This window comes from Aequorivita sp. CRS11 (assembly GCF_059693805.1).
In genome coordinates this window covers 368899-389321 of record NZ_JCATIG010000002.1, presented here as the reverse complement: position 1 = coordinate 389321, position 20423 = coordinate 368899, and the positions used below count along the sequence as shown (strand labels likewise).

At 38.6% G+C, this 20423-nt stretch carries 21 protein-coding genes, 1 other RNA gene and 1 pseudogene; 11 read left to right on the top strand and 12 right to left on the bottom strand.

Annotation, left to right across the window (positions count from 1 at the left end; genetic code table 11):
• The first annotated feature begins 2 nt into the window (after window positions 1-2).
• The 3 genes from AC58DT_RS04945 (at window position 3) to AC58DT_RS04935 (ending at window position 1940) form a co-directional block, all read left to right on the top strand.
• Complete coding sequence (locus tag AC58DT_RS04945; protein WP_497215724.1) at window positions 3-860, top strand: sugar nucleotide-binding protein; 858 nt, start codon at window positions 3-5, stop codon at window positions 858-860.
• Between the two features lie 12 nt (window positions 861-872).
• On the top strand, window positions 873-1154 hold the full coding sequence (locus tag AC58DT_RS04940) for a 4a-hydroxytetrahydrobiopterin dehydratase (protein ID WP_497215723.1): 282 nt from the start codon (window positions 873-875) through the stop codon (window positions 1152-1154).
• A gap of 63 nt (window positions 1155-1217) precedes the next feature.
• A complete protein-coding gene (locus AC58DT_RS04935; RefSeq protein ID WP_497215722.1) occupies window positions 1218-1940 on the top strand; it encodes a YebC/PmpR family DNA-binding transcriptional regulator in 723 nt (240 codons plus the stop codon).
• Window positions 1941-2003: 63 nt separating this feature from the next.
• On the opposite strand, the gene AC58DT_RS04930 is transcribed toward AC58DT_RS04935, so the two are convergent.
• From AC58DT_RS04930 to AC58DT_RS04905, 6 genes and pseudogenes are all read right to left on the bottom strand, one after another.
• Entirely contained in the window at window positions 2004-3032 is a 1029-nt protein-coding gene (locus tag AC58DT_RS04930) for a hypothetical protein (protein WP_497215721.1), read from the bottom strand.
• A 203-nt stretch (window positions 3033-3235) separates the two neighbouring features.
• A complete protein-coding gene (locus AC58DT_RS04925; RefSeq protein WP_497215720.1) occupies window positions 3236-3772 on the bottom strand; it encodes a 1-acyl-sn-glycerol-3-phosphate acyltransferase in 537 nt (178 codons plus the stop codon).
• A gap of 16 nt (window positions 3773-3788) precedes the next feature.
• Window positions 3789-4847: an iron-containing alcohol dehydrogenase family protein gene (locus AC58DT_RS04920; protein WP_497215941.1), complete on the bottom strand. Its 1059-nt coding sequence runs from the start codon at window positions 4845-4847 to the stop codon at window positions 3789-3791.
• 45 nt (window positions 4848-4892) lie between these two features.
• Window positions 4893-5603: pseudogene (kdsB, locus tag AC58DT_RS04915) on the bottom strand (3-deoxy-manno-octulosonate cytidylyltransferase); the annotation flags it as partial.
• Window positions 5604-5655: 52 nt separating this feature from the next.
• Complete coding sequence (locus AC58DT_RS04910) at window positions 5656-6234, bottom strand: DUF4126 domain-containing protein (protein WP_497215719.1); 579 nt, start codon at window positions 6232-6234, stop codon at window positions 5656-5658.
• Window positions 6235-6240: 6 nt separating this feature from the next.
• Window positions 6241-7662, bottom strand: coding sequence for an ATP-dependent DNA helicase (locus AC58DT_RS04905; protein WP_497215718.1), 1422 nt, complete (start codon window positions 7660-7662; stop codon window positions 6241-6243).
• Between the two features lie 128 nt (window positions 7663-7790).
• On the opposite strand from AC58DT_RS04905, the gene AC58DT_RS04900 reads away from it, so the two are divergent.
• The 4 genes from AC58DT_RS04900 to AC58DT_RS04885 are packed head-to-tail and all read left to right on the top strand — an operon-like array spanning window position 7791 to window position 10180.
• Window positions 7791-8453: a hypothetical protein gene (locus tag AC58DT_RS04900; RefSeq protein WP_497215717.1), complete on the top strand. Its 663-nt coding sequence runs from the start codon at window positions 7791-7793 to the stop codon at window positions 8451-8453.
• On the top strand, window positions 8431-9252 hold the full coding sequence (locus AC58DT_RS04895) for a DUF3822 family protein (RefSeq protein ID WP_497215716.1): 822 nt from the start codon (window positions 8431-8433) through the stop codon (window positions 9250-9252). Before AC58DT_RS04900 ends, AC58DT_RS04895 begins: the two co-directional genes overlap by 23 nt.
• Window positions 9252-9785 carry an RsmD family RNA methyltransferase gene (locus AC58DT_RS04890; protein ID WP_497215715.1) on the top strand — a complete coding sequence of 178 codons (534 nt, stop codon included), beginning with the start codon at window positions 9252-9254 and terminating at the stop codon, window positions 9783-9785. The genes AC58DT_RS04895 and AC58DT_RS04890 overlap by 1 nt, the downstream gene beginning before the upstream one ends.
• Before the next feature lie 11 nt (window positions 9786-9796).
• Window positions 9797-10180, top strand: a complete 384-nt coding sequence (locus AC58DT_RS04885) for a hypothetical protein (RefSeq protein WP_497215713.1) — start codon at window positions 9797-9799, stop codon at window positions 10178-10180.
• Here AC58DT_RS04885 and rnpB read toward each other — a convergent pair.
• An RNA gene (gene rnpB, locus AC58DT_RS04880) (RNase P RNA component class A) lies at window positions 10180-10501 on the bottom strand. The two genes, AC58DT_RS04885 and rnpB, sit on opposite strands and share 1 nt — an antisense overlap.
• Window positions 10502-10592: 91 nt before the next feature.
• Between rnpB and AC58DT_RS04875 the strand changes: the two genes are divergently transcribed.
• The 4 genes from AC58DT_RS04875 to AC58DT_RS04860 all read left to right on the top strand — a co-directional run bounded on the left by AC58DT_RS04875 (window position 10593) and on the right by AC58DT_RS04860 (window position 14794).
• Window positions 10593-12383: a DNA polymerase III subunit gamma/tau gene (locus AC58DT_RS04875; protein ID WP_497215712.1), complete on the top strand. Its 1791-nt coding sequence runs from the start codon at window positions 10593-10595 to the stop codon at window positions 12381-12383.
• Between the two features lie 88 nt (window positions 12384-12471).
• Entirely contained in the window at window positions 12472-13053 is a 582-nt protein-coding gene (locus AC58DT_RS04870) for a MiaE family protein (protein ID WP_497215710.1), read from the top strand.
• Between the two features lie 21 nt (window positions 13054-13074).
• Complete coding sequence (locus AC58DT_RS04865; protein WP_497215709.1) at window positions 13075-14370, top strand: chloride channel protein; 1296 nt, start codon at window positions 13075-13077, stop codon at window positions 14368-14370.
• Between the two features lie 64 nt (window positions 14371-14434).
• The gene (locus AC58DT_RS04860; RefSeq protein WP_497215708.1) at window positions 14435-14794 is read left to right on the top strand and encodes a hypothetical protein; all 360 of its coding nucleotides are present in this window, start codon (window positions 14435-14437) and stop codon (window positions 14792-14794) included.
• A gap of 436 nt (window positions 14795-15230) precedes the next feature.
• Here AC58DT_RS04860 and AC58DT_RS04855 read toward each other — a convergent pair whose 3' ends face one another.
• From AC58DT_RS04855 to AC58DT_RS04835, 5 genes are all read right to left on the bottom strand, one after another.
• Window positions 15231-16145, bottom strand: coding sequence for a Ppx/GppA phosphatase family protein (locus tag AC58DT_RS04855; RefSeq protein WP_497215707.1), 915 nt, complete (start codon window positions 16143-16145; stop codon window positions 15231-15233).
• Window position 16146: 1 nt separating this feature from the next.
• Window positions 16147-18243: a polyphosphate kinase 1 gene (gene ppk1 / locus AC58DT_RS04850; protein ID WP_497215706.1), complete on the bottom strand. Its 2097-nt coding sequence runs from the start codon at window positions 18241-18243 to the stop codon at window positions 16147-16149.
• Window positions 18243-18728, bottom strand: coding sequence for a SixA phosphatase family protein (locus tag AC58DT_RS04845; RefSeq protein WP_497215705.1), 486 nt, complete (start codon window positions 18726-18728; stop codon window positions 18243-18245). Before AC58DT_RS04845 ends, ppk1 begins: the two co-directional genes overlap by 1 nt.
• A gap of 33 nt (window positions 18729-18761) precedes the next feature.
• Complete coding sequence (gene pdxH / locus AC58DT_RS04840; RefSeq protein WP_497215704.1) at window positions 18762-19406, bottom strand: pyridoxamine 5'-phosphate oxidase; 645 nt, start codon at window positions 19404-19406, stop codon at window positions 18762-18764.
• A gap of 75 nt (window positions 19407-19481) precedes the next feature.
• Window positions 19482-20387, bottom strand: coding sequence for a ribonuclease Z (locus AC58DT_RS04835; protein WP_497215703.1), 906 nt, complete (start codon window positions 20385-20387; stop codon window positions 19482-19484).
• Window positions 20388-20423: the final 36 nt, after the last annotated feature.

The following is a 20423-nucleotide window of genomic DNA, read 5'->3' as shown; positions in this document are numbered from 1 at the left end:
TAATGAAGAAGAAAGAAGAAAGGCAACGCATTTTAATCTTGGGAGGCAGTGGTTTTATAGGCAATGCTCTTTATAGGGAACTACTCTCCTATTTCGATGTGCATTGCACTTACTGCCAGCAACACGGGGCTTTTTCAGAAAACCAAGTCTTTCATAACTTTTGTGTGGAAGAAGATTCTATGCTTCTGCTATTGAATAGAATTCAGCCAACGATTATTGTTTCTGCTATAAGCGGCGATTTTAAAAATCAGTTTGAAGCTCACAAAGAAATTGTGAATTATGCTTTATTGAATGAGGGTTGTTCCGTTATTTATATTTCTTCCGCTGAAGTTTTCGACGGTAAATTTGCCCATCCTTCATATGAAAACGACACAACGATTTCACAAACTGAGACCGGAAGGCTTAAAATTTCCATTGAAAAATTGCTTTTGGAAACTATTCCATCGCAAACAACCATTTTAAGATTGCCAATGGTACTCGGCATCAATTCGCCAGAGGTTTTTCATCTTCGTCAATGTATTAGGCACCAAGCTTCTTTTGATGTCTATCCAAATTTGGTAATTACCGCAACCACCGTAAATAAGGTTTGTCAACAAATACATTATATTATAAACCAATCGCTTCGCGGCATATTTCATTTGGCAAGCAATGATATGGTGCATCACGAAGATCTTTTTAAAGAAATCACTTTAAAAATGGGTGCTAAAATGCCTATCTTTAAAAGTGTTTTCAACAGTAATGAAGATCAATATAATGCACTTCTTCCAAAATATAGCAAATTGCCAAAAACGCATCAAATAACTGTTTCACAGGTAATTGAAGAGTGCAGCCTAAATGAAGAGATTATATCAATTAAATAAAAAAATTAAATTATGAAAGCGTTATCAGACAAAGAGATTAATGAAAAATTAAAAGAATTTGAAGGGTGGGATTACCATGAAGGTGCCCTGCACACTATTTTTGAATTTGAGGATTTTAAAGAAGCATTTTCAGCTATGACCCGAATTGCCTTTGAAGCTGAAAAATTGCAGCACCATCCCGAATGGAGCAATGTTTACAACTCCTTGGAGATCTACCTTTCTACTCACGATGCTGACGGTGTTACTGAAAAGGATTTTGAGCTTGCGAAGATTATTGACGAGCTAATTGGGTAGGTAGAAATAAAATTTGTAATGCCGTTCAAATTTTTAAATTTGCAATCAAAATAGTTTAAAATTATGGGAAGAGCTTTTGAATTCAGAAAAGCAAGAAAAATGAAGCGTTGGTCTGCAATGTCCAAGGCTTTTACACGTATTGGAAAAGATATTGTAATGGCCGTTAAGGAAGGCGGTCCTGATCCGGACGCCAACTCTAGGCTGCGAGCGGTAATCCAAAACGCAAAGGCAGTGAATATGCCCAAAGAAAACGTAGAGCGTGCTATAAAGCGTGCTAGCGATAAAAGTTTGGGCGAGTATAAAGAAGTTCTTTTTGAAGGTTACGCACCGCACGGAATAGCAATTTTAATTGAAACTGCTACCGATAACAATACCCGAACTGTTGCAAACGTCCGCAGTTATTTTAATAAATGTGATGGCAGTTTGGGAACTTCAGGTTCTGTATCTTTTATGTTTGACCACACTTGCAACTTTCGTATAAATCCAGAAGGCTTGGATATTGAGGAGCTTGAACTTGAATTAATAGATCATGGTGTTGAGGAAATTTTTGAGGACGAAGATGGAATTATGATATATGCCCCATTTGAAAGTTTTGGCGCTATTCAATCCTATCTTGAAAAAAACAATATTGAAATTCTCTCCTCAGGATTTGAACGTATTCCACAGGTTACTAAAAAATTATCCGAAGATCAGGCTGCAGATGTAGAAAAACTTCTCGAAAAAATAGAAGAAGATGATGACGTTCAAAACGTTTATCATACTATGGAGGAATCTTCTGAAGAATAATATTTACTATAGAGCATAAAAAAAGCCACCTTTTGGGTGGCTTTTTTTGTTAATAGGTATATACTATCTATCGATAAAATATAAAGAAGATGCTCCAGGAAATGGAGAACTTAAATTTGGAACTAGGTTTCCTCCTGCTCCAATTTCGTTGAAAAATAATACTTTTCCACCATCATTGGCTCTTTCGGCTATAAAAACGGTTTGGCTCGGACTATCATATTCAACAGCTACTGGGTTTCCTAAACCTGTAAGCGCACCCGAGACCCTAACTTGGTTTCCACTAACACTTAGTGTACCGCCATCTGGCGTTGCGTCAAATTTTGATACAAATCCACTAATAAAATGGAAACCTCCATCACTTTCATTGGCTGCATCACCAATATCTGTAAGTATTACAAAGCCTCCATCTTCGGTGATCCCGTGAGTTCGCATAATACCCCCGATGGTAATCTGTTTATCAGGAGTGGCTGTAACATCAGTAGTATAGGTTGAAATGAAATTTTTCAAAACAGCTACATCTGCCGTTTTATCGACAACAGTGTAGAGGTCGTTTCCTATTAATTGAATTCCCCATACCGCATAGTTTACGGTTACGATATTTCGCAAAGTGAATGCCATTGTGTCTTTTGTAAAAACAAAAAACCTCCCTTCTTCAGTGTTTGGATCGCCATCTGTATCGGCATTGTCAGATACGATATAGAAATTATCTTTAACAGCAAGATCTCTTGGACTATCAAGAACCACATCGCTCGATGCCAATAGATTTAATGTTCCGTTGGCAGGTGTTTGGTCAATATTCTGAAACGTGTTAATTACTTTTTGTTCCCTGGACAGTACCGTTAATTCATTTGCCGTTTCATCGTAAAAAATTCCCTCATTATCATTAGAACTGATATTAAATGGACGTAGCACTATACCATTTGGCGTAAAGTCATAAGAATAGATAGCGCTACTAGTGTTACTTGTAGCATAAAGATTAGCTAGAACTGGGGTTGGTGGCGTATCACCTCCTCCACCGGTATCATCATTGCTACAAGAAATGACTGTTAACGCTAATCCTAAAATTGGAATTAGATATTTTATTTTTTTCATATTTTTTTTTAAGTTTAAGATTGAATTGAATAAGATACTGTATCAGTTGCTTAGAACCCAATATGCATCTGCCCTGCATAAATAATACTTAGAAATTATATATGGAAATATTTTTAGACTGCTTAACTATTTTTTAACAACAATTTGCTTATTATCAATAAGTTATCTATTTTTCCAAAAACATTATTTTAACATTTTTTCTTTTATGAGTACGCTTTGTTTTTCCCTACTATACCCTTATAAAAGGAACGGAGTTTTAGAGTATCTTCGTCTATATTACCCGTGGGATAAAATGGTTCGTTTATAATAACTTTCTTTGTTAGATAATCAAAGGCTACCGCGATGATTGGTACATTTGCAGCTAAGGCAATATAATAATATCCTGTTCTCCAAACGGCTACTTTTTTACGTGTGCCTTCTGGCGATAAGGCCAAGCGAAATTCATCTTTTGTTTTGATTATTTCAGCAATGGCCTCAACTTGGTTTTGTCCCGGGCTTCTATCCAAAGGCGCACCTCCCATCCACTGGAAATACCATCCGAAGGGCCATTTGAACAATTCTTTTTTAGCAATATAGTTAATTTCAGTTTTTAGGATTTTTCTGGTAAAAGCTCCAATATAGAAATCGTGCCAGCTAGTATGTGGCACAACGATTACAACAGCTTTCTTTATTGAAGGATCAAAAGAACCCTCAATTTTCCAGCCCATCATTTTTTCAAAAATAAATTTAGTCAGCCCCATTGAAATGCTCGTATTATTACATCTTTTGATACAATTCTCTAAGTTTTTCTGGGGTAATTATAGCTTCCCAATTGCTTCCAAGGGCATTCTCCCATAGCGGCACCATCCCTAAAGCTACAGTAATCATAGTATCCATTTGCTCTATGGAAAGATCTTTGCAAATTCCCTGTGGTATTTCAACGCCGTGTTTTTTCACCATTTGTTTGAATAATGCTACATCTTTTGGATAAAATTCCTCCAATTGCTGAAAAACAATACAATTGCCTATGCCATGCTTTGTACCCAACACATAACCAAGACCATAACTCATTGCGTGTGCAACACCCACTTGTGAATATGCAATGCTCATACCACCATGCCACGACGCCATCATTAATTTGGCACGTGACTCTTCTTCTGAAAGAGAATCACCCAAAAATATTTCTAAACAAAGATCGTAGGCCTTTTCACCATAACTTTGACTGAAGGCATTTAAAAAAGTACCATTTAAAGATTCCACACAGTGGATGAAACAATCCATACCGGTATAAAACCATTGATTTTTGGACACTCCAATTGTTAGATCTGGGTCAAGTATTACCTGGTCAAAAGGAGTGAAATCACTGTTTATTCCAAGTTTGCGTACAGGGCCTGTGAGAACCGTTGTTCGAGAAACTTCGGCACCAGTTCCTGAAATCGTGGGAACGCCCACATGGTAAATTGCTTTCTGCTTTACCAAATCCCAGCCTTGATAATCGGCAGCACTTCCCTTATTTATTAACATAATAGAGACTGCTTTTGCAAGGTCCATTACTGTTCCACCGCCAATGCCAATTATTCCTGAAGGGGCATAAGTAAATTCTGCTTTTATATCTTTCACCAAATCATCTACCTGCGATGTTTTGGGTTCTTCTTCAGCTGAAATGAAAATCAATTTGTCATTAAAACGAAGGTTAATCCTATCCAAAAACTCAGTGTTTTTTTCAAAAACATCATCCACTAAAAATATAAAAGGCGCCTTTTCTTTTTTATGGGAAGATAAAATTGAAGTAAGTTGATCAAAACAGCCTTCTCCAAAAACCACTTTGGGCACCATTGGAAAATTTCGAAACTTATTGTTCACTGTATCTGGCTTACTTTCTTTCAGAAGTTTGTTTGCTCTTACCAAATCTTCGGGAGTGTCAATTTCAACACCGGTTGTATTTGAAACTGCCATTTTTATATTTTTTCCGTATTCCAAATAACGAATGCATTCTATCTTCTCCACCGCTTCCAGAGAACGCATTGGCAAGCGATAAAAGTCCATGATGGCTTGTTTTCTGAACGCATATATTCCTTTATGCTTATAATATTGTATTGCAACGTTTTTATCACGGGGATATGGAATGGGCGACCGTGAAAAATAAAGTGCAAAGTTGTCCTTATCAACAATTACTTTTACGGTATTCGGGTCATTGATTTCCTTCCAATCATGTATTTCGGACATAAGTGAAGCCAAATCAATTTTGTCTGCATCTGGTTCATTGAACACTGCTAAGACCTTTTCCAAGCCCTCGCGGCTGGTAAAAGGTTCATCGCCTTGAACATTTACCACAATATCCACATCCATATGTTCCACAGCCTCGGCAATACGGTCGCTTCCGCAGTCGTGTTCCTTTTGGCTCATAATTGCCTTGCCGCCGTTGGCTTCAATTTCTTTAAAGATCACATCACTATCGGTAACCACATATACTTCTTCGAAGAGATCAGTTGCTTTTGCGGCTTCATATGTTCTGACTATTACGGGCTTTCCAGCCAAATCTTGCATTAATTTTCCGGGAAACCGTGAAGCACCATATCGTGCTGGGATCATTGCTATTATTTTCAAGTCGAAGTTTTTAAAAATGATTTCAAAAATAAGAAGTTTAAGTTGGTGGCAATCTTTTTTTGCGAAGCTTTTTATAGAATCGAAATATCACAAAAAACAGAAATACCACAAGTAAAAAAGCCAAAATAGGTATAAATATAGAAGCAAAAGCCATAACTGCAGCAATTGCTGTTTCCACGGTTGCTATTATAGGGTTTGCAGTACCAGCTGTTGTCGCGGTTGAAGTTAACCTTGCTGCGGATGCATTTCCTTTAATTGCAGCGGCAGTGCCACCACCGGCAATAATGGCCAAAGACCAAGTAACAACAGGGCTTAAGTCGGTAACCGTGGCAACCATAACTGCAGTCCCTGCCAAGGTTGCCAAAGGCAATGCTATTGTATCCAACAAATTGTCGAGCCAAGGAATGTAATATCCAAATATTTCCACAGCAGTTGCAACACCCATAGTAATTACAGCCGTTAAACTTCCCATCCATTGCCAACTTTCATTCAGAGGGATAACGTCATAATAACCGGCTAAGCTCAAGACCAATAATGGCAAGAAAACACGGAAACCTACGGCAGCGGCCAAACCAATGCCCAAAAAAATACTGATGACGATTTCCAAGTTTTCCATGAACCACTAATCTACAAAAAATTCGTCCTTAAAACCTATTAAATACAACTTTTCGCGGGCACGAGTTACTGCTGTATAAAGCCAGCGTAGGTATTCTTTATCAATACCGTTTGGAAGATATGGCTGCTCCACAAAAACAGTGTTCCACTGCCCTCCCTGCGATTTGTGGCAGGTAATGGCATAACTGAATTTCACCTGTAGCGCATTAAAATATTTATTGTTTTTTACTGCCAGAAACTTCTTGTATTTAGATTTTTCTGAAACATAATCCTTCATTACTTCTTGGTAAAGTTTGTTGGATTCATCATACGTTAGCGAAGGGCTTTCAGAGGTTAAAGTGTCCAAAAGAAGTACGGTTTCCAGAGGTTTCATATTTGGATAATCTACCATTCTGATTTTCACTTCGGCGAAACGAAACCCATATAATTCCTTAAAAGCGAAAATTTCCAAAACCTCAATTATATCGCCATTGGCAATAAAACCTGCCTCACTGGTACTATCCACCCAAAAATAATTGTTCTTTACCACCATTAAATAATCACCTGCCGAAAGTTCGGATTCCTGAAAAAGGATGCGCTCGCGAATGCTTTGATTGTAGAGATTCGCCCTTTTATTTGAGCGAACAATAATAACAGTATCTTCATTTCCTAAAGATGAATAACTATCGTTTATTGCATCCATAATCTCCTGGCCATCGACGGGGCGGATGATATCTTGAAAATTTGTCCCGGAAAATTTAAATGCTTCATATAGTTCATCGTCGAGGCGTTCTCTAATTTTTGTAGCATTTTCCAAAATGCCACTGTCTTTTTGTTGACGTACTACTTCATCCAATTCAAGTTTTATTACTTCACGATTGTACTGATTTTCAAGTAGAAGTGCATCAAGCGCAGGACTTATGTCCAAATGCACTGGGGGCAATTGGGCAGAATCTCCAATCAACAATAGTTTACAATTATTACCGCTATATACGTATTGCATCAAATCGTCCAGCAGAGAACCATTTTCAAACAATTTTGAATCTTGGTTTATATCTGGAATCATCGAAGCTTCATCTACTATAAAAATTGTGTCGCGATGCTTGTTTTGCTGTAAAGTGAAAGACACGGAACCTTTTTCGCTTTTTGGAAAATATATTTTTTTATGAATAGTGAAAGCCTGCTTGTTTGAATAGTTACTTATCACTTTTGCAGCCCTTCCGGTGGGTGCCAATAGTACGGAACGCTTTTTTACTTTGGACAAATTTTTAACCAATGAACCTACGATTGTTGTTTTCCCGGTTCCTGCATATCCTTTTAATAAAAACGTTTCATTTTTGTTCGTGCCCAGCACAAATTTGGCCAACAATTGAAGCGCAATATCCTGTTTAGGGGTGGTGGTATGTGGAAAATCATTTTTTAAAAAACTGTAAAATTCAGATACATTCATCTTTCACTACTATCAATGAGGGTTTAAAGATAGGTATGATTTTTTCGGAATATACTTTTGTGAACAAAAAAAAATTGTAGATTTGCGATAGACCTTTTAGTAAAATCAACACTTAAATAATATCAATAATGAAATTAGTAATTCAGATTGTTCTTTGGATTGTCATCATCTTTTTGGGCTGGAAATTATGGAACTCAGTTATGGGCCCGGTGGAATTCAATAAAATTAAAGAAGCACGTTACGTAAAAGTAATTGAGAATTTAAAAGACATCCAGGCTGCAGAACTTGCCCATAAGGAAATAACAGGAAGTTTTACAGGTGATTGGGACAGTTTGATAAGTTTTATTGACACTGCTAAATTTGCCATCACACAAAGACGTGATACAAGTTATGCCGATGTTGCAAAAAACAAAGCCTTTGGAATTAGCGAAGGTTATTTTATTGAAGAATCCCTTATAGATACTTTAGGATTCACTCCCGTTAAAGATTCCCTTTACGGAAGTACAAACAGATACAAAACCATGATGAATGTTCCGGTGAAAGGCGTGGACGCTAAGTTTGACCTAAAAGCTGGAAAAATCACGAAAAACGATGCCACCTATTCCGTTTTTGAAGCCAAGGTTTCAAAAAAGGTAATTTTAGGCGATCTGGACAAGGATCTTTTAACTCAGGAAATGCAAGTTCAATCTGTTGATGGCGTTAATGGTCCAGATATAAAAGTAGGTTCCCTGGAAGACGTTAATACTTCAGGAAACTGGCCAAAAATTTATGATGCAGCAAAAGACAAATAATATAAACAATACAATAAACAATAGACTGTCCGTTCAAATTTCTTTGAACGGGCTTTCTTTTTTAGTGACAAACCCAGCGAGTGAGGAGCCTATTTTCTTTATAGAAAAAGTATTGGACCACAGCACCACGCCCGACGAACTATTGATTGATATTGAATCAATAATGTTCAAGAATAATATTTTGAATACAGACTTTGCTGAAGTTTCAGTTGTTTACTCCACCCCCATTTATAGTTTGGTTCCCGCGCCCTTGTTTGATGAAACTAAAGCCAGCGAATATTTAAAGTTCAATTCAAAAATATTGGCCAATGATTATATGGCGCACGATTTGGTTGAAAACCAGAACATCGTTGTGGTCTATGTGCCATTTATGAACATTAACAATTTTTTCTTTGAAAAATATGGCTCATTTAGCTATTATCATTCCGTTACCATAATGTTGAAAACAATTCTTGAAAAAGAAAAGTACTCACTGCCCAAAATGTATTTACACTTTCAGAAAAACAGTTTTGACTGCATAGTTTTGAAAAATAGCGAACTTCAACTTTGCAATAGCTATACCTATAAAACCCCCGAAGACTTTATTTATTATACGCTTTTCTGTATGGAGCAATTGAAACTAAATCCAGAAAATATCCCGGTAATTCTTTGTGGCGAAATTGAAAAGGATGATGAAAACTTCAAAATTGCCTATACCTATATACGCAATTTGGAGTTTATGGATTCAAATTTTACTTCCATAAAAAACTTGGGCAACGATAGGCCACACAACCATTTCATACTAAAAAACGTGATTTAATGCGGATCATTTCGGGAACATATAAAGGAAGAAGATTAACGGCCCCTAAAAACTTGCCCGTGCGTCCCACGACCGATTTTGCGAAAGAGGCCCTTTTCAACATTTTAAGGGTTCGGTATTATTTTGATGAAATTACAGTTTTAGATTTGTTTGCAGGAACAGGTAACATCAGTTTTGAGTTTGCCTCTCGCGGCGTCCCCGCTATTACGGCGGTTGATGGGCATTTGGGATGCATCCAGTATATCAACAAGATTTCAGAAGAATTTGAATTCCCCATCAGTACCGTAAAATCTGATGTAAGCAAATATTTGGAGAAAGCATCGGGCAACTATGATGTAATCTTTGCAGACCCTCCCTATGACTTTACAACCGAAGCATTAAAGAAGCTGGTGGAAGTAATTATGGCCAATTCTTTGTTGAATTCGGAAGGAATGCTTATTATTGAACACGCAAAACAAAATGATCTTTCCTCATTTCCCCATTTTGTAGAAGCACGCAAATACGGAAGTTCCGTATTCAGTTTTTTTAATTAAAACAAATAATCTTGTCGTTCACAAATAAAACTATTGATTTAGGCTTTATTGTCATGGAACTAACCGAACACTGTGTTACTGCCACTGTGAAGGAAGGTGTTTTGATTGAATTAGAGCATATCGCTGCGCTTCATGAAGTATTTGCCGAATATTACTCCGAAAGAAGTTTTGGTTATATTGACAATCGAATAAACCAATACGCCATAAACCTAAATCCCGAACTCTACAATACTCGTTATGCCAAAATGGTTGGAATAGCTATTGTATGCTATACCGACAACTGTATCAAAAATGCAAATTTTGAAAAAACTTTCTACAATTGGCCCTTTGGCGTTTTTAAAGATTTGGATGAAGCAAAACTGTGGATTGAGAAATTAATTGCCGAAGAAAAATAAAAAAATGCAGGCCTATAAGCCGGGTTCTGTATCAGCCAGTAGCTAACCCTTATCATTTATCTAGACGTACGGTTACCCGCACGCTCCATCTGCCTACCCTCCTGCATCGGGCGGGTACCCTCAAGCACAGGTTTACGTGGCATTTCACCGCATAGAGTTTACCTGGTTTCACTACAGCATTACCTGTACATCCTTTCTGTTGCACTTGTCCTAATCCCGAAGCGAGTTCGGGACCGACGGCCGTTAGCCGCTATGCTTCCCTATGGTGTCCGGACTTTCCTCTCCCGAATTAACTTCGGCAGCGATAAGGCGGCCTGCTGTGCAAAAGTACTCCAATGTTAATAAATATAGGAAAATACGAACAGCTATTTTTTTAAAACCCGTTGTACATCTTTATATTTGTTTCCGCACTATGGAACACTTCATTGTATCAGCCCGCAAATACCGCCCTGCCGTTTTTAAAGACGTTGTAGGGCAACAGGCCATTACAAATACTTTGGAAAATGCCATAGAAAACAATCACCTCGCGCAAGCATTGCTTTTTACGGGACCGCGCGGTGTGGGAAAAACAACTTGCGCACGAATTCTCGCCAAGAAAATAAACCAGGACGGCACAGAAAGGGAAGGTGAAGATTTCGCTTTTAATATTTTTGAACTCGATGCCGCCTCCAACAACTCCGTTGATGATATCCGTAATTTGATAGATCAGGTTAGAATCCCACCTCAGGTTGGAAAATACAAGGTTTATATTATTGATGAGGTGCATATGCTCTCTTCAGCGGCTTTTAATGCTTTTCTAAAAACCTTGGAAGAACCGCCGAAGCACGCCATTTTCATTTTGGCAACTACCGAAAAGCACAAAATAATACCCACCATACTTTCACGCTGCCAGATTTTTGATTTCAGAAGAATCGGCGTGCGTGATATTAAGGAACATTTAGCCGAAGTTGCAAAGGCGGAAAATATAGATGCCGAAGACGACGCCTTGCACATTATCGCCCAGAAAGCTGATGGAGCTTTGCGTGACGCACTCTCTATTTTTGATAGGGTTGTTAGTTTCGCTGGAAAAAACCTGACCCGCGAAGCCGTTACCGAAAATCTGAACGTACTGGATTATACGTGGTACTTTCAAATAACCTATTTGCTTTTGGAGAACAACATTCCGCAGGTTTTAGTTACTTACAACGATATTCTGTCTAAAGGATTTGATGGGCACCATTTTATAATGGGCCTCGCATCCCATTTCCGCGATCTTTTGGTCTGCAAAAACCAGCAAACTATAGATTTATTGGAAGTTGGCGAACAGGTAAAAGCAATGTATTTTGAACAATCCCAGAAAACAGATACACAGTTTTTAATTAACGGCATTGACATTGCAAACACCTGCGACTTGAAATATAAAAAAAGTCAAAACCAACGGCTATTGGTAGAACTTTGCCTAATGCAGCTTGCTTCCCTAACTTTTCAGGGCGAAAAAAAAAACTCCAATAACGGCCAGCGTTTCGTAATACCTCCCTCCTATTTTAAGAGTGAAAAATTTACTTCGGAAAAGATAACTTCCGCGGGAACTATTGCGCCCCAATCTCCGAAAAAAAACGAAATAGAAACCGAATTCGAATCTGAAAAAAGAGAAGTAAGTGAACCTTCAGAGGCAATTGGCAATGAAAACACACAACCGAAAACTGACAACGGACAAGCTGAAAAGGTTATCGAACGCCCCCAAATCCTAGCTGAAAGAAACGCCAAAAAGGTTTCCGCGCTTTCACTGAAAAGCATTCAGAAAAAGCAGGAGATAAAGCAAGAACTGGTTGCAAACCAACCGGATGCTGAAAATCTTCCCGTTAACCATTTTTCTGAGGAAGAAATGCAGGCTGCTTGGACGGAGTATACGGCAAACGTTGAAGGTGATGGAAAATATAACCTGCTTTCACATTTAACGATGGGAGTTCCAAAACTGGATGGCGCCATCATTCATCTTGAATTCCCAAACCAAACCATAAAGACCGAAGTAGAACGCGCAAAGTACGAATTGCTTGGTTTTTTGCGTGAAAAACTTCAGAATTACGATATAGATCTGGACATAACCGTAAACGAAACCGCTGAAAAAAGGTATGCTTACACCACTCGTGAAAAGTTTGAAAAAATGAAGGAATTGAATCCGATGATTGAAAAATTGCGGAAGGAATTTGATTTGGATGTATAATTAAACAGTAGTTTTCGGCTTCGTTCAACAACCGAATTCTTTTGAAGAAAAACCTGAAACCTGAAACCTTGAACTTGAAACAATTTTTATGCTTGGTTTAAAACTTCCCACAGACCCTCGCTGGGTAAACATTGTTGAAAAAAATATAGAAGACATTCTTACCGACCACGCTTGGTGCGAGCAGAAGGCAGCTTCCACAGCGGTTTCCTTGATTGTGAGCTTTCCGGAATATACTGAGCTCGTTCAGGAAATGATTGCTTTGGTAAAGGAAGAAATAAGCCATTTCAAAATGGTGCACGACAAAATCCTTGAGAATGGCTGGGTATTAGGCCGCGACAGAAAGGACGAATATGTGCTGCAGATTGTTCAATTCTTCCCAAAAGGCGGAAGCCGCACCACCCAACTTGTTCATCGTTTATTATACGCAGCTTTAATTGAAGCCCGAAGTTGTGAGCGTTTTCGGCTTTTAAGCGAGGAATTGGAAGACAAAGAATTGGCGGAATTTTACAGAAAACTGATGGTAAGCGAAGCAAACCACTACACGATGTTCCTCGGCTTTGCCCGCCAATACGGCGACCGAAAAGAAGTGGACCAAAAATGGAATGACCTGCTTTCCTTTGAAGCCGATGTAATGAAAGATTTGGGAAAACACCAATCTATTCACGGGTAATTCATTTTTAAATTCTTCGAAATGAAACTGAAAAGAAGAAGAAAACTTGTAAAATATGCTGATATTTTAGATCGTCCCATTCGGTTCAATCCTTTCGTTTTTAGCCGTATGTTTCTTCTCTGGGCGCTACTCGGGTTACTTGGGGGATTGATTTCAGGTTGTTACTGGGTAGTGCTGATGCTCCTTACCGATTTTTTGGGAGCCTATCAAGGCTGGTTCGTTATCCCCGTAATGGCTATTTGCGGGCTGTTGGCCGGGCTGATAATCTACTTTATCGGTGATCCGGGTGAAATGCAACTCATCGTAAACAACATTCGGTTCAACAAAGGCAAATTAGATCCCAAAAATAATCCGTCCATGGTATTGTCTTCTCTTTTATGTGTTGCTTCAGGGGGAAGTTTGGGACCGGAAGCTCCTTTGGTTCAGGTCACAGGTTCTACTGGAAGTTGGTTGGGAAAAATCTTCAGATTAAAAGGCGAAGAATTGCGCTCCCTCAGTATTGCTGGAATGGCTTCGGGCTTTACCGCTTTATTTGGAGCACCCTTGGGCGGGAGTTTGTTTTCCTTGGAAATTCTCCATCACAAACACGCTGTGGAGTATTATCAAGCCATCATCCCCGCACTCGTGGCGAGCGGGTTCAGTTATATCGTATTTGCCCTTATTGTCCATTTGGGGTTGGGACCTACATGGCATTTGCCAGCTTATGAGATGGCAACGGTGTTCGATTTTGCCTGGGCTGTCCTATTTGCGGTTATTGCCACTTTTGTAGGCTGGGGTTTTATATTCTGCACCAAATTTTTTAAAAACCTCTTCGGAAAATTATCAGTCCCTATCTATGTGAAAACGTTAATCGGCGGGCTTTTACTGGGAGTGATTTCCTTTTACATTCCGCTTACCCGTTACTTCAGCCATTTCGAAATTGAGACCTTGCTAGTAGGCGACTTTACCATCAAATTTCTTGTGGCAGTACTTGTATTTAAAATAATTGCCATTGCAATAACCGTAACCTCAGGATGGCGCGGTGGGTTTATTATTCCGCTATTTTTCTGTGGCACTGCCCTGGGATTGTTAATCCACAGCATATTTCCATCAATCAGTCTTTCGCTTACAATAGTTAGTTGCATGGCAGCAATAAATGCTTGTGTAACGCGAACACCTATGAGTACTACAATTCTTTTGGCCACGCTTACGGGGTTTACGTATTTTATACCCATACTTTTTGCAAGCCTTACAGGTTATTTTCTAGCGCCCCGCATTCCTTTTATTAGTGCGCAAATGGAAGAAAAGGAACGCAAAGCAGTTCAAAAAAGGCTGTAACAATCTATAGAAAAAGGAACTAATATGTTTAAATATCTATTTAGTTTTCATAAAATTTCTTTCTATGCGATTGCTTATAATATTCATAGTTATTTTGGTAACAACAAGCTGTAATAAAGATACTTCCAACCCACAAAACCAAGATGAAACCTATTTCACTTCAACAAAATGGAAAACAAAAAAGGGCGATGATTACCCCTATCGTGAAAAACTTTTGGACAGTGTAGTGTACAACGACACCATCCGCGAGCTTGACAAAGAGGAAATTATCACCCTCTTGGGCACACCAAACCGAACCAGTAACAACTTTTTGTATTACACCATTTCCGAAAAAAGAATAGGCTTGTGGACATTGCACGCCACTACCATGGTAATAAAGTTTGTGGACGATGATACTATTGAATGGATAAAAATCCAGGAGTAGTTTATAAAATCCTTATTTTAGGAAGCTTACATCATTCAAAATTTTATAAACACTCAGCCTAAAATAAAAACCCATGAGTACCTTTTCTAATTGTCATCATAGTTATTGTACTGCATCTATTGGTTGGGTTTGGATGGTTAATATATAAGCTGTCCCCTAGAAAGAAAGGTAAAAACAAAACGCCAAAGGACGAGGAGTAATTATTTTAGATGGACTGGAGTTGCCCAATTATAAATATATAAGGGAATAAAAGAAATAGTTGCTTTTATATAAATGTTTATTAGACTTTTAAAAAAAACATTTCTCATATTAATTTTCGGTCTATTGACTAACATTTTGGTTTCGCAAGAAATCCAATCTGGATATGTATATAAATCGGACTAAATTTTATGATTATCACGAAATAATATACTAAGTACAATTACCAACACTTACCTCAAGAATTCACCTCCAATTCCGCAGCAATCTTTTCATTATAAAGACTTTTTACAATCCCGTCACTAAGCCCTATTTTGGGAACATACACGTTTTTTGCTTTGCTCCATTTCATTGCGGATAGGTAGATGCGCGTGGCCGGAATTACCACATCGGCGCGGTCTGGGTTCATATCCAGCTCGGTAATGCGCTCTTCGTAACTAAGCGATTTCATCAATTCGTAATAAGAAGAAAGATACAGATAGCTTAAAGGCTTCCCGAGTTTCTTGCCGCTCTTTTTAAAGATAGAGTTAATATTGCCGCCACTACCAATCATAGAGACACGTTTATAATCCTTGAGTTCTTTTTTTATCCATAGCTCCATTTCTCCCCAAATACTTTCGTTCACCCTGTCTTCCAAAAGACGGACCGTTCCTAGTTTAAAACTTCGTGAGGCCATGTTTTTACCATCCGCAAAAACGGTAAGTTCTGTACTTCCGCCACCTACATCTACATAAAGAAAAACCTTATCATCCTGTATCAAGTTTTTTAAATCTGTGGAAGCTATTATAGCCGCCTCGTCATTGCCATCAATAATATTTATGGAGAGTCCGCTTTTCTTTTCAATTGCTTCGGCAACTTGGTGCCCGTTGCTAGCCTCCCGCATTGCAGAAGTGGCACAGGCACGAAAACGGGATATATTGTGGGTTTTCATGAGCAATTTAAAAGCCGTCATGGCATCTATCATGCGATTGGCACTGGTATCGGAGATTTTTCCATCGAGAAAAACTTCGGCACCCAAGCGTATGGGCACACGTACCAAAGATGTTTTTTTAAAAATAGTGTCTCTTCCCTTCTGCTCTATTACCGACATTACTAGCAAGCGTATGGCATTACTGCCAATATCTACCGCGCCATATTTTTCTATTTTCAACAAATCAGTTTACTTCAAGTTTTTTTAAATAATAATCATACATTTTAAATTGGGAACGTATCGGCTTTTTGTTGTTCTTCAAATAAGCATTATCGTTTTTAATACTTATTACGCGAGCCTTCACATTATCGCTCCATCCTATTTCAAAGTTCTCAAGAATTTCCCGCTTAATGTTCTCATCATAAATAGGACAGGATATCTCTACCCTATTATCAAGGTTTCTTCCCATAAAATCTGCAGAGGAAATATATACTTTGGTATCGCCTCCATTTTCAAAAATAAACAAGCGTGGGTGCTCCAAATACTTTCCTACAATGCTTATGGCTTCAATATTCTCGCTCATTCCCCCCACTCCGGGAATCAGGCAGCAAATACCACGCACTATCATTTTTATCTTCACGCCTGCCCTACTCGCTTCATATAGCTTATCAATCATTTTATAGTCTGAAAGACTATTCAGCTTCAATTTTATGCCACTTGGCAGTCCTGCTTTTTTGTTTTTTATTTCAGTATCAATCAAATGATAGATTGCCTTACGGGTATAATGTGGCGATACTATAAGGTGGCGGTATTTGCGCACTTGGTAATTAACCTCGAAAAACTCAAAAACTTTGTTTATTTCCTTACATATGCGTGGGTCTGCTGTAAAAAGCGTGTAATCTGTATAAAGACGGGCGGTAGACTCGTTAAAGTTACCTGTACTTAAAATTCCGTAGCGTACACTTTTATTGTTTTCCACTCTTTCCACAAGACACGCCTTGCAGTGTACTTTCAATCCCTTTACACCAAAAATTAAACGGATGTCTTCGCTCTGAAGCAATTCGGCATATTCTATATTTGCTTCCTCGTCAAAGCGTGCCTGAAGCTCTATCTGTACCGTAACATCCTTTCCGTTCTTTTTTGCGTTGATAAGCGAACTGGCAATGTGCGATACTTCTGCCAAGCGATAAATGGTGATTTTGATTGATTTTACTTTTGGGTCCAGGGCCGCTTCGCGTAAAAACTTCACCACGTACATAAAAGTTTGATAGGGAGTGTGCAGCAAATAATCTTTTTCGGCTATTCTGTCAAAAAGACTTCCCTGTAGGCTCAACCCGTGAATGGGCAATGGTTCTTGTGGCTCGTACTGCAAATCTGGTCTTCCCAATCTGGGAAAATTCATATAATCGCGACGGTTGTGATAGCGACCCCCGGGAATAATACTATCGGTTTTGTCAATTCCCATCTTGTTTAATAAAAACTGAAGCGTCTTTTTATCAATACTCTTGTCATACACAAAACGTACGGGATCGCCCACACTTCTATTTTTAACGCTTTTTGAAATTTTATCTATAAAACTTCGGCTTAAATCACTGTCAATGTCCAGTTCGGCATCACGGGTAATCTTAATCATATGTGCCGAAATGGTTTCATATTTAAAAATGCTGAATATATTGTGAAGACAATGGCGAATAAGGTCATCAAGAATAATAACATATTGTTTTTCTCCCTGTGGCGGAAGCACTACAAAGCGGTCTATGGTTCGGGGAATTTCGATAAGCGCATAATTATACTTTGCCTCAAAAGTATCGTCCTCCTTGCTCATCATCATCGTCACAGCAAGATATGCCGCACTGTCCCTCAAACTGGGAAATTCGTCCAGTTCCCCTATCATAATAGTCATCATTGCGGGGCTCACATGGCGAATGAAGTATTCAGAAATAAACTTGCTCTGGTCTGGTGTAATTTCAGTTTCATCTATGATGAAGATATTTTCCTTCTGAAGTTCCTTTTGAATGTTGCTAAGGATATTCAAACTGTGTGCCTGCTGGTCTATTACCATAAGGGTTATTTCTTCCAAAAGATCTTTTGCCGAAATACCTCCCAAAAAACTACGCCCTGTTTTTCCAGCTTCTACGATTCTCCTGATAGTGGCGTAGCGTACCTTAAAAAATTCATCAAGATTGTTTGAAAAAATACCCAAAAACCGAAGTCTCTCCAATAAGGGCAATTTTTTATCGTTCGCTTCCTGCAAAACCCGGGCATTAAACTGTAACCAGCTTAATTCCCGATTATTGTATTGATTGCGAACTTGTGTATGTATATCAATTTTTTCGGTCATTATTTGAGGTCCCGTGGGAAAATGGTTTTAACGGTTTCACCCGTGGTTATATCGCTCCACTTTTTTTCGTCAAACTGCAACATCACAAAGCCACAGGTGGGAACATTGTCAATATAACGGTTTCCGAGCATATTTGCAACGGAGGTGAAAGCATGGTTATGTCCCACAATCATAACTTTATCGAGACTATCTGGCAATGATTTTATAATTCGCATTACGTTTTGACCACTAAAATCATAAAGTTCGTGATTGGTTTCAAAGTTTGAGTCATCTATTTTTAAAGCATCTTTAAAAAAATATGCTGTGGAAAGTGCGCGGGTAGCGTCACTGCTGATTATTCGCTGGGGTGGATCAATCTCCTTCCCCACTTTTTTTGACACCAGTTTTCCATCACGTTCTCCCCTTCCTTTTAAAGGGCGTTTATGATCATCCACATCGTGTTTCCAAGATGATTTTGCGTGTCTTACTAAGTATAGTGTTTTCATAAAGATTGTTTCAGGTTTTTGGAATTTTTAAAACTATGGTGCCAAGCGTTCAATGACCCAATCGTCGTCCTTCAAAGTATAACGAATCCTGTCATGAAGCCTATTGGGCCTGCCCTGCCAAAATTCAATTGAAACAGGTTTTACAAGAAAACCACCCCAATCTTCAGGTTTGGGAATTTCTTTATTTTCGTATTTTTTTTCGAGCTCAGCCAAGTTTTTTTCTAAAACCTCTCTGGAAGCTACAATTTCACTTTGATGCGAAACCGCTGCGCCCAATTGGCTTCCCTTGGGTCTTGAATGAAAATAATTGGTTGAATCTGCTTCCGAAGTTTTTTCAACGGTTCCTTTTATGATAATCTGCCGCTCCATATTTGGCCAAAAAAAGGAAAGCGAGACCCTGTTGTTATTGGCTATGGATTTGCCTTTTTCACTGTTGTAATTGGTGTAAAAATAGAAGCCGTATTCGTCGTATTTTTTCAACAGAACTACACGCCCCTTGGGAAAACCATCGGTGCCGATTGTGGAAATGGTCATCGCATTCACTTCATCCACTCCCCCACTGTCCTTCACCTCAAAAAACCAGGTGCGGAATTGCTGCATTGGGTTTGCATCAACCGATGTCTTGGAAAGTTCGCCTTTTTCGTATGATTTTCGGTAATGGTGAAGTTTTTCTGACATTTTTTGAAATTAAACTGCAAGTTAACTGTTTTGCAGAAGTTTTGAAATATGCCGGTATTAAATATGTATTAAAATTTAGAATGAAAAAGTCTTTCCATCCTCTGCCAATTCCACATTTTCAAAAACCTCCTGAGCTTCTTTTCTGAAAAGTTCCAAATTACCGTATCGTCCTGAATAATGTCCAAGAATTAGGGTTCCCACCTTTGCCTTTCGCGCAATCACTCCTGCTTCCTTGGCGGTACTGTGTTTTGTTTTTTCACAAAGATGGTAATGCTCTTCCAAAAAAGTAGATTCGTGGTAAAGTACGGTTGCGCTTTCTATCTGCGGAACTATCTCGGGATAGTACGCCGTATCGCTGCAATAGGCGTAACTTTTTGGCGATGGCGGATCAAAAGTTATTTCTTTATTAGGAATCAGTTTCCCCGCTTTGTTTTCAACATCAAAACCTTGCTTTATTTTGTTGTAATAACTCAAGTCAATATTGAGCTTTCGGGCCTTTTCAATATCTAATTTTCTGTCATCCGGTTTTTCCTTGAAAAGAAATCCGTTGGTATAAACCCGGTGGTCCAAAGGAATGGTTTCCACAGAAACTTTATCATCCTCAAAAATAATTTGTGGCGTGGTTTCTTCCAATTCATGAAAATACAAGGGATAATTGGTATAAGCTTTCCCCAATTTTAAAAGAAGCAGAATGGCTTGCTTTATGCCCTTTGGCCCGTAAATGTGCAGCTCTGCTTCCCTTCCCAAAAGCAGAAAAGTAGAAATAAGTCCAACTAACCCATAAAAATGGTCGCCGTGCAGGTGTGAAATAAAAATATGTCGAATGCGTGAAAACTTTACCCTGTATTTGCGTAGTTGCATTTGGGTTCCTTCTCCACAATCAATCAAAAACAAATGACCCTTTATCTCCAATACCTGCGCCGTTGGGTGCGCCGAGGCTGTGGGTGTGGCAGAATGGCATCCGAGGATTGTTAGTTTCATTTACGATTTAGCATTTGGGATTTTATAAAATCTACA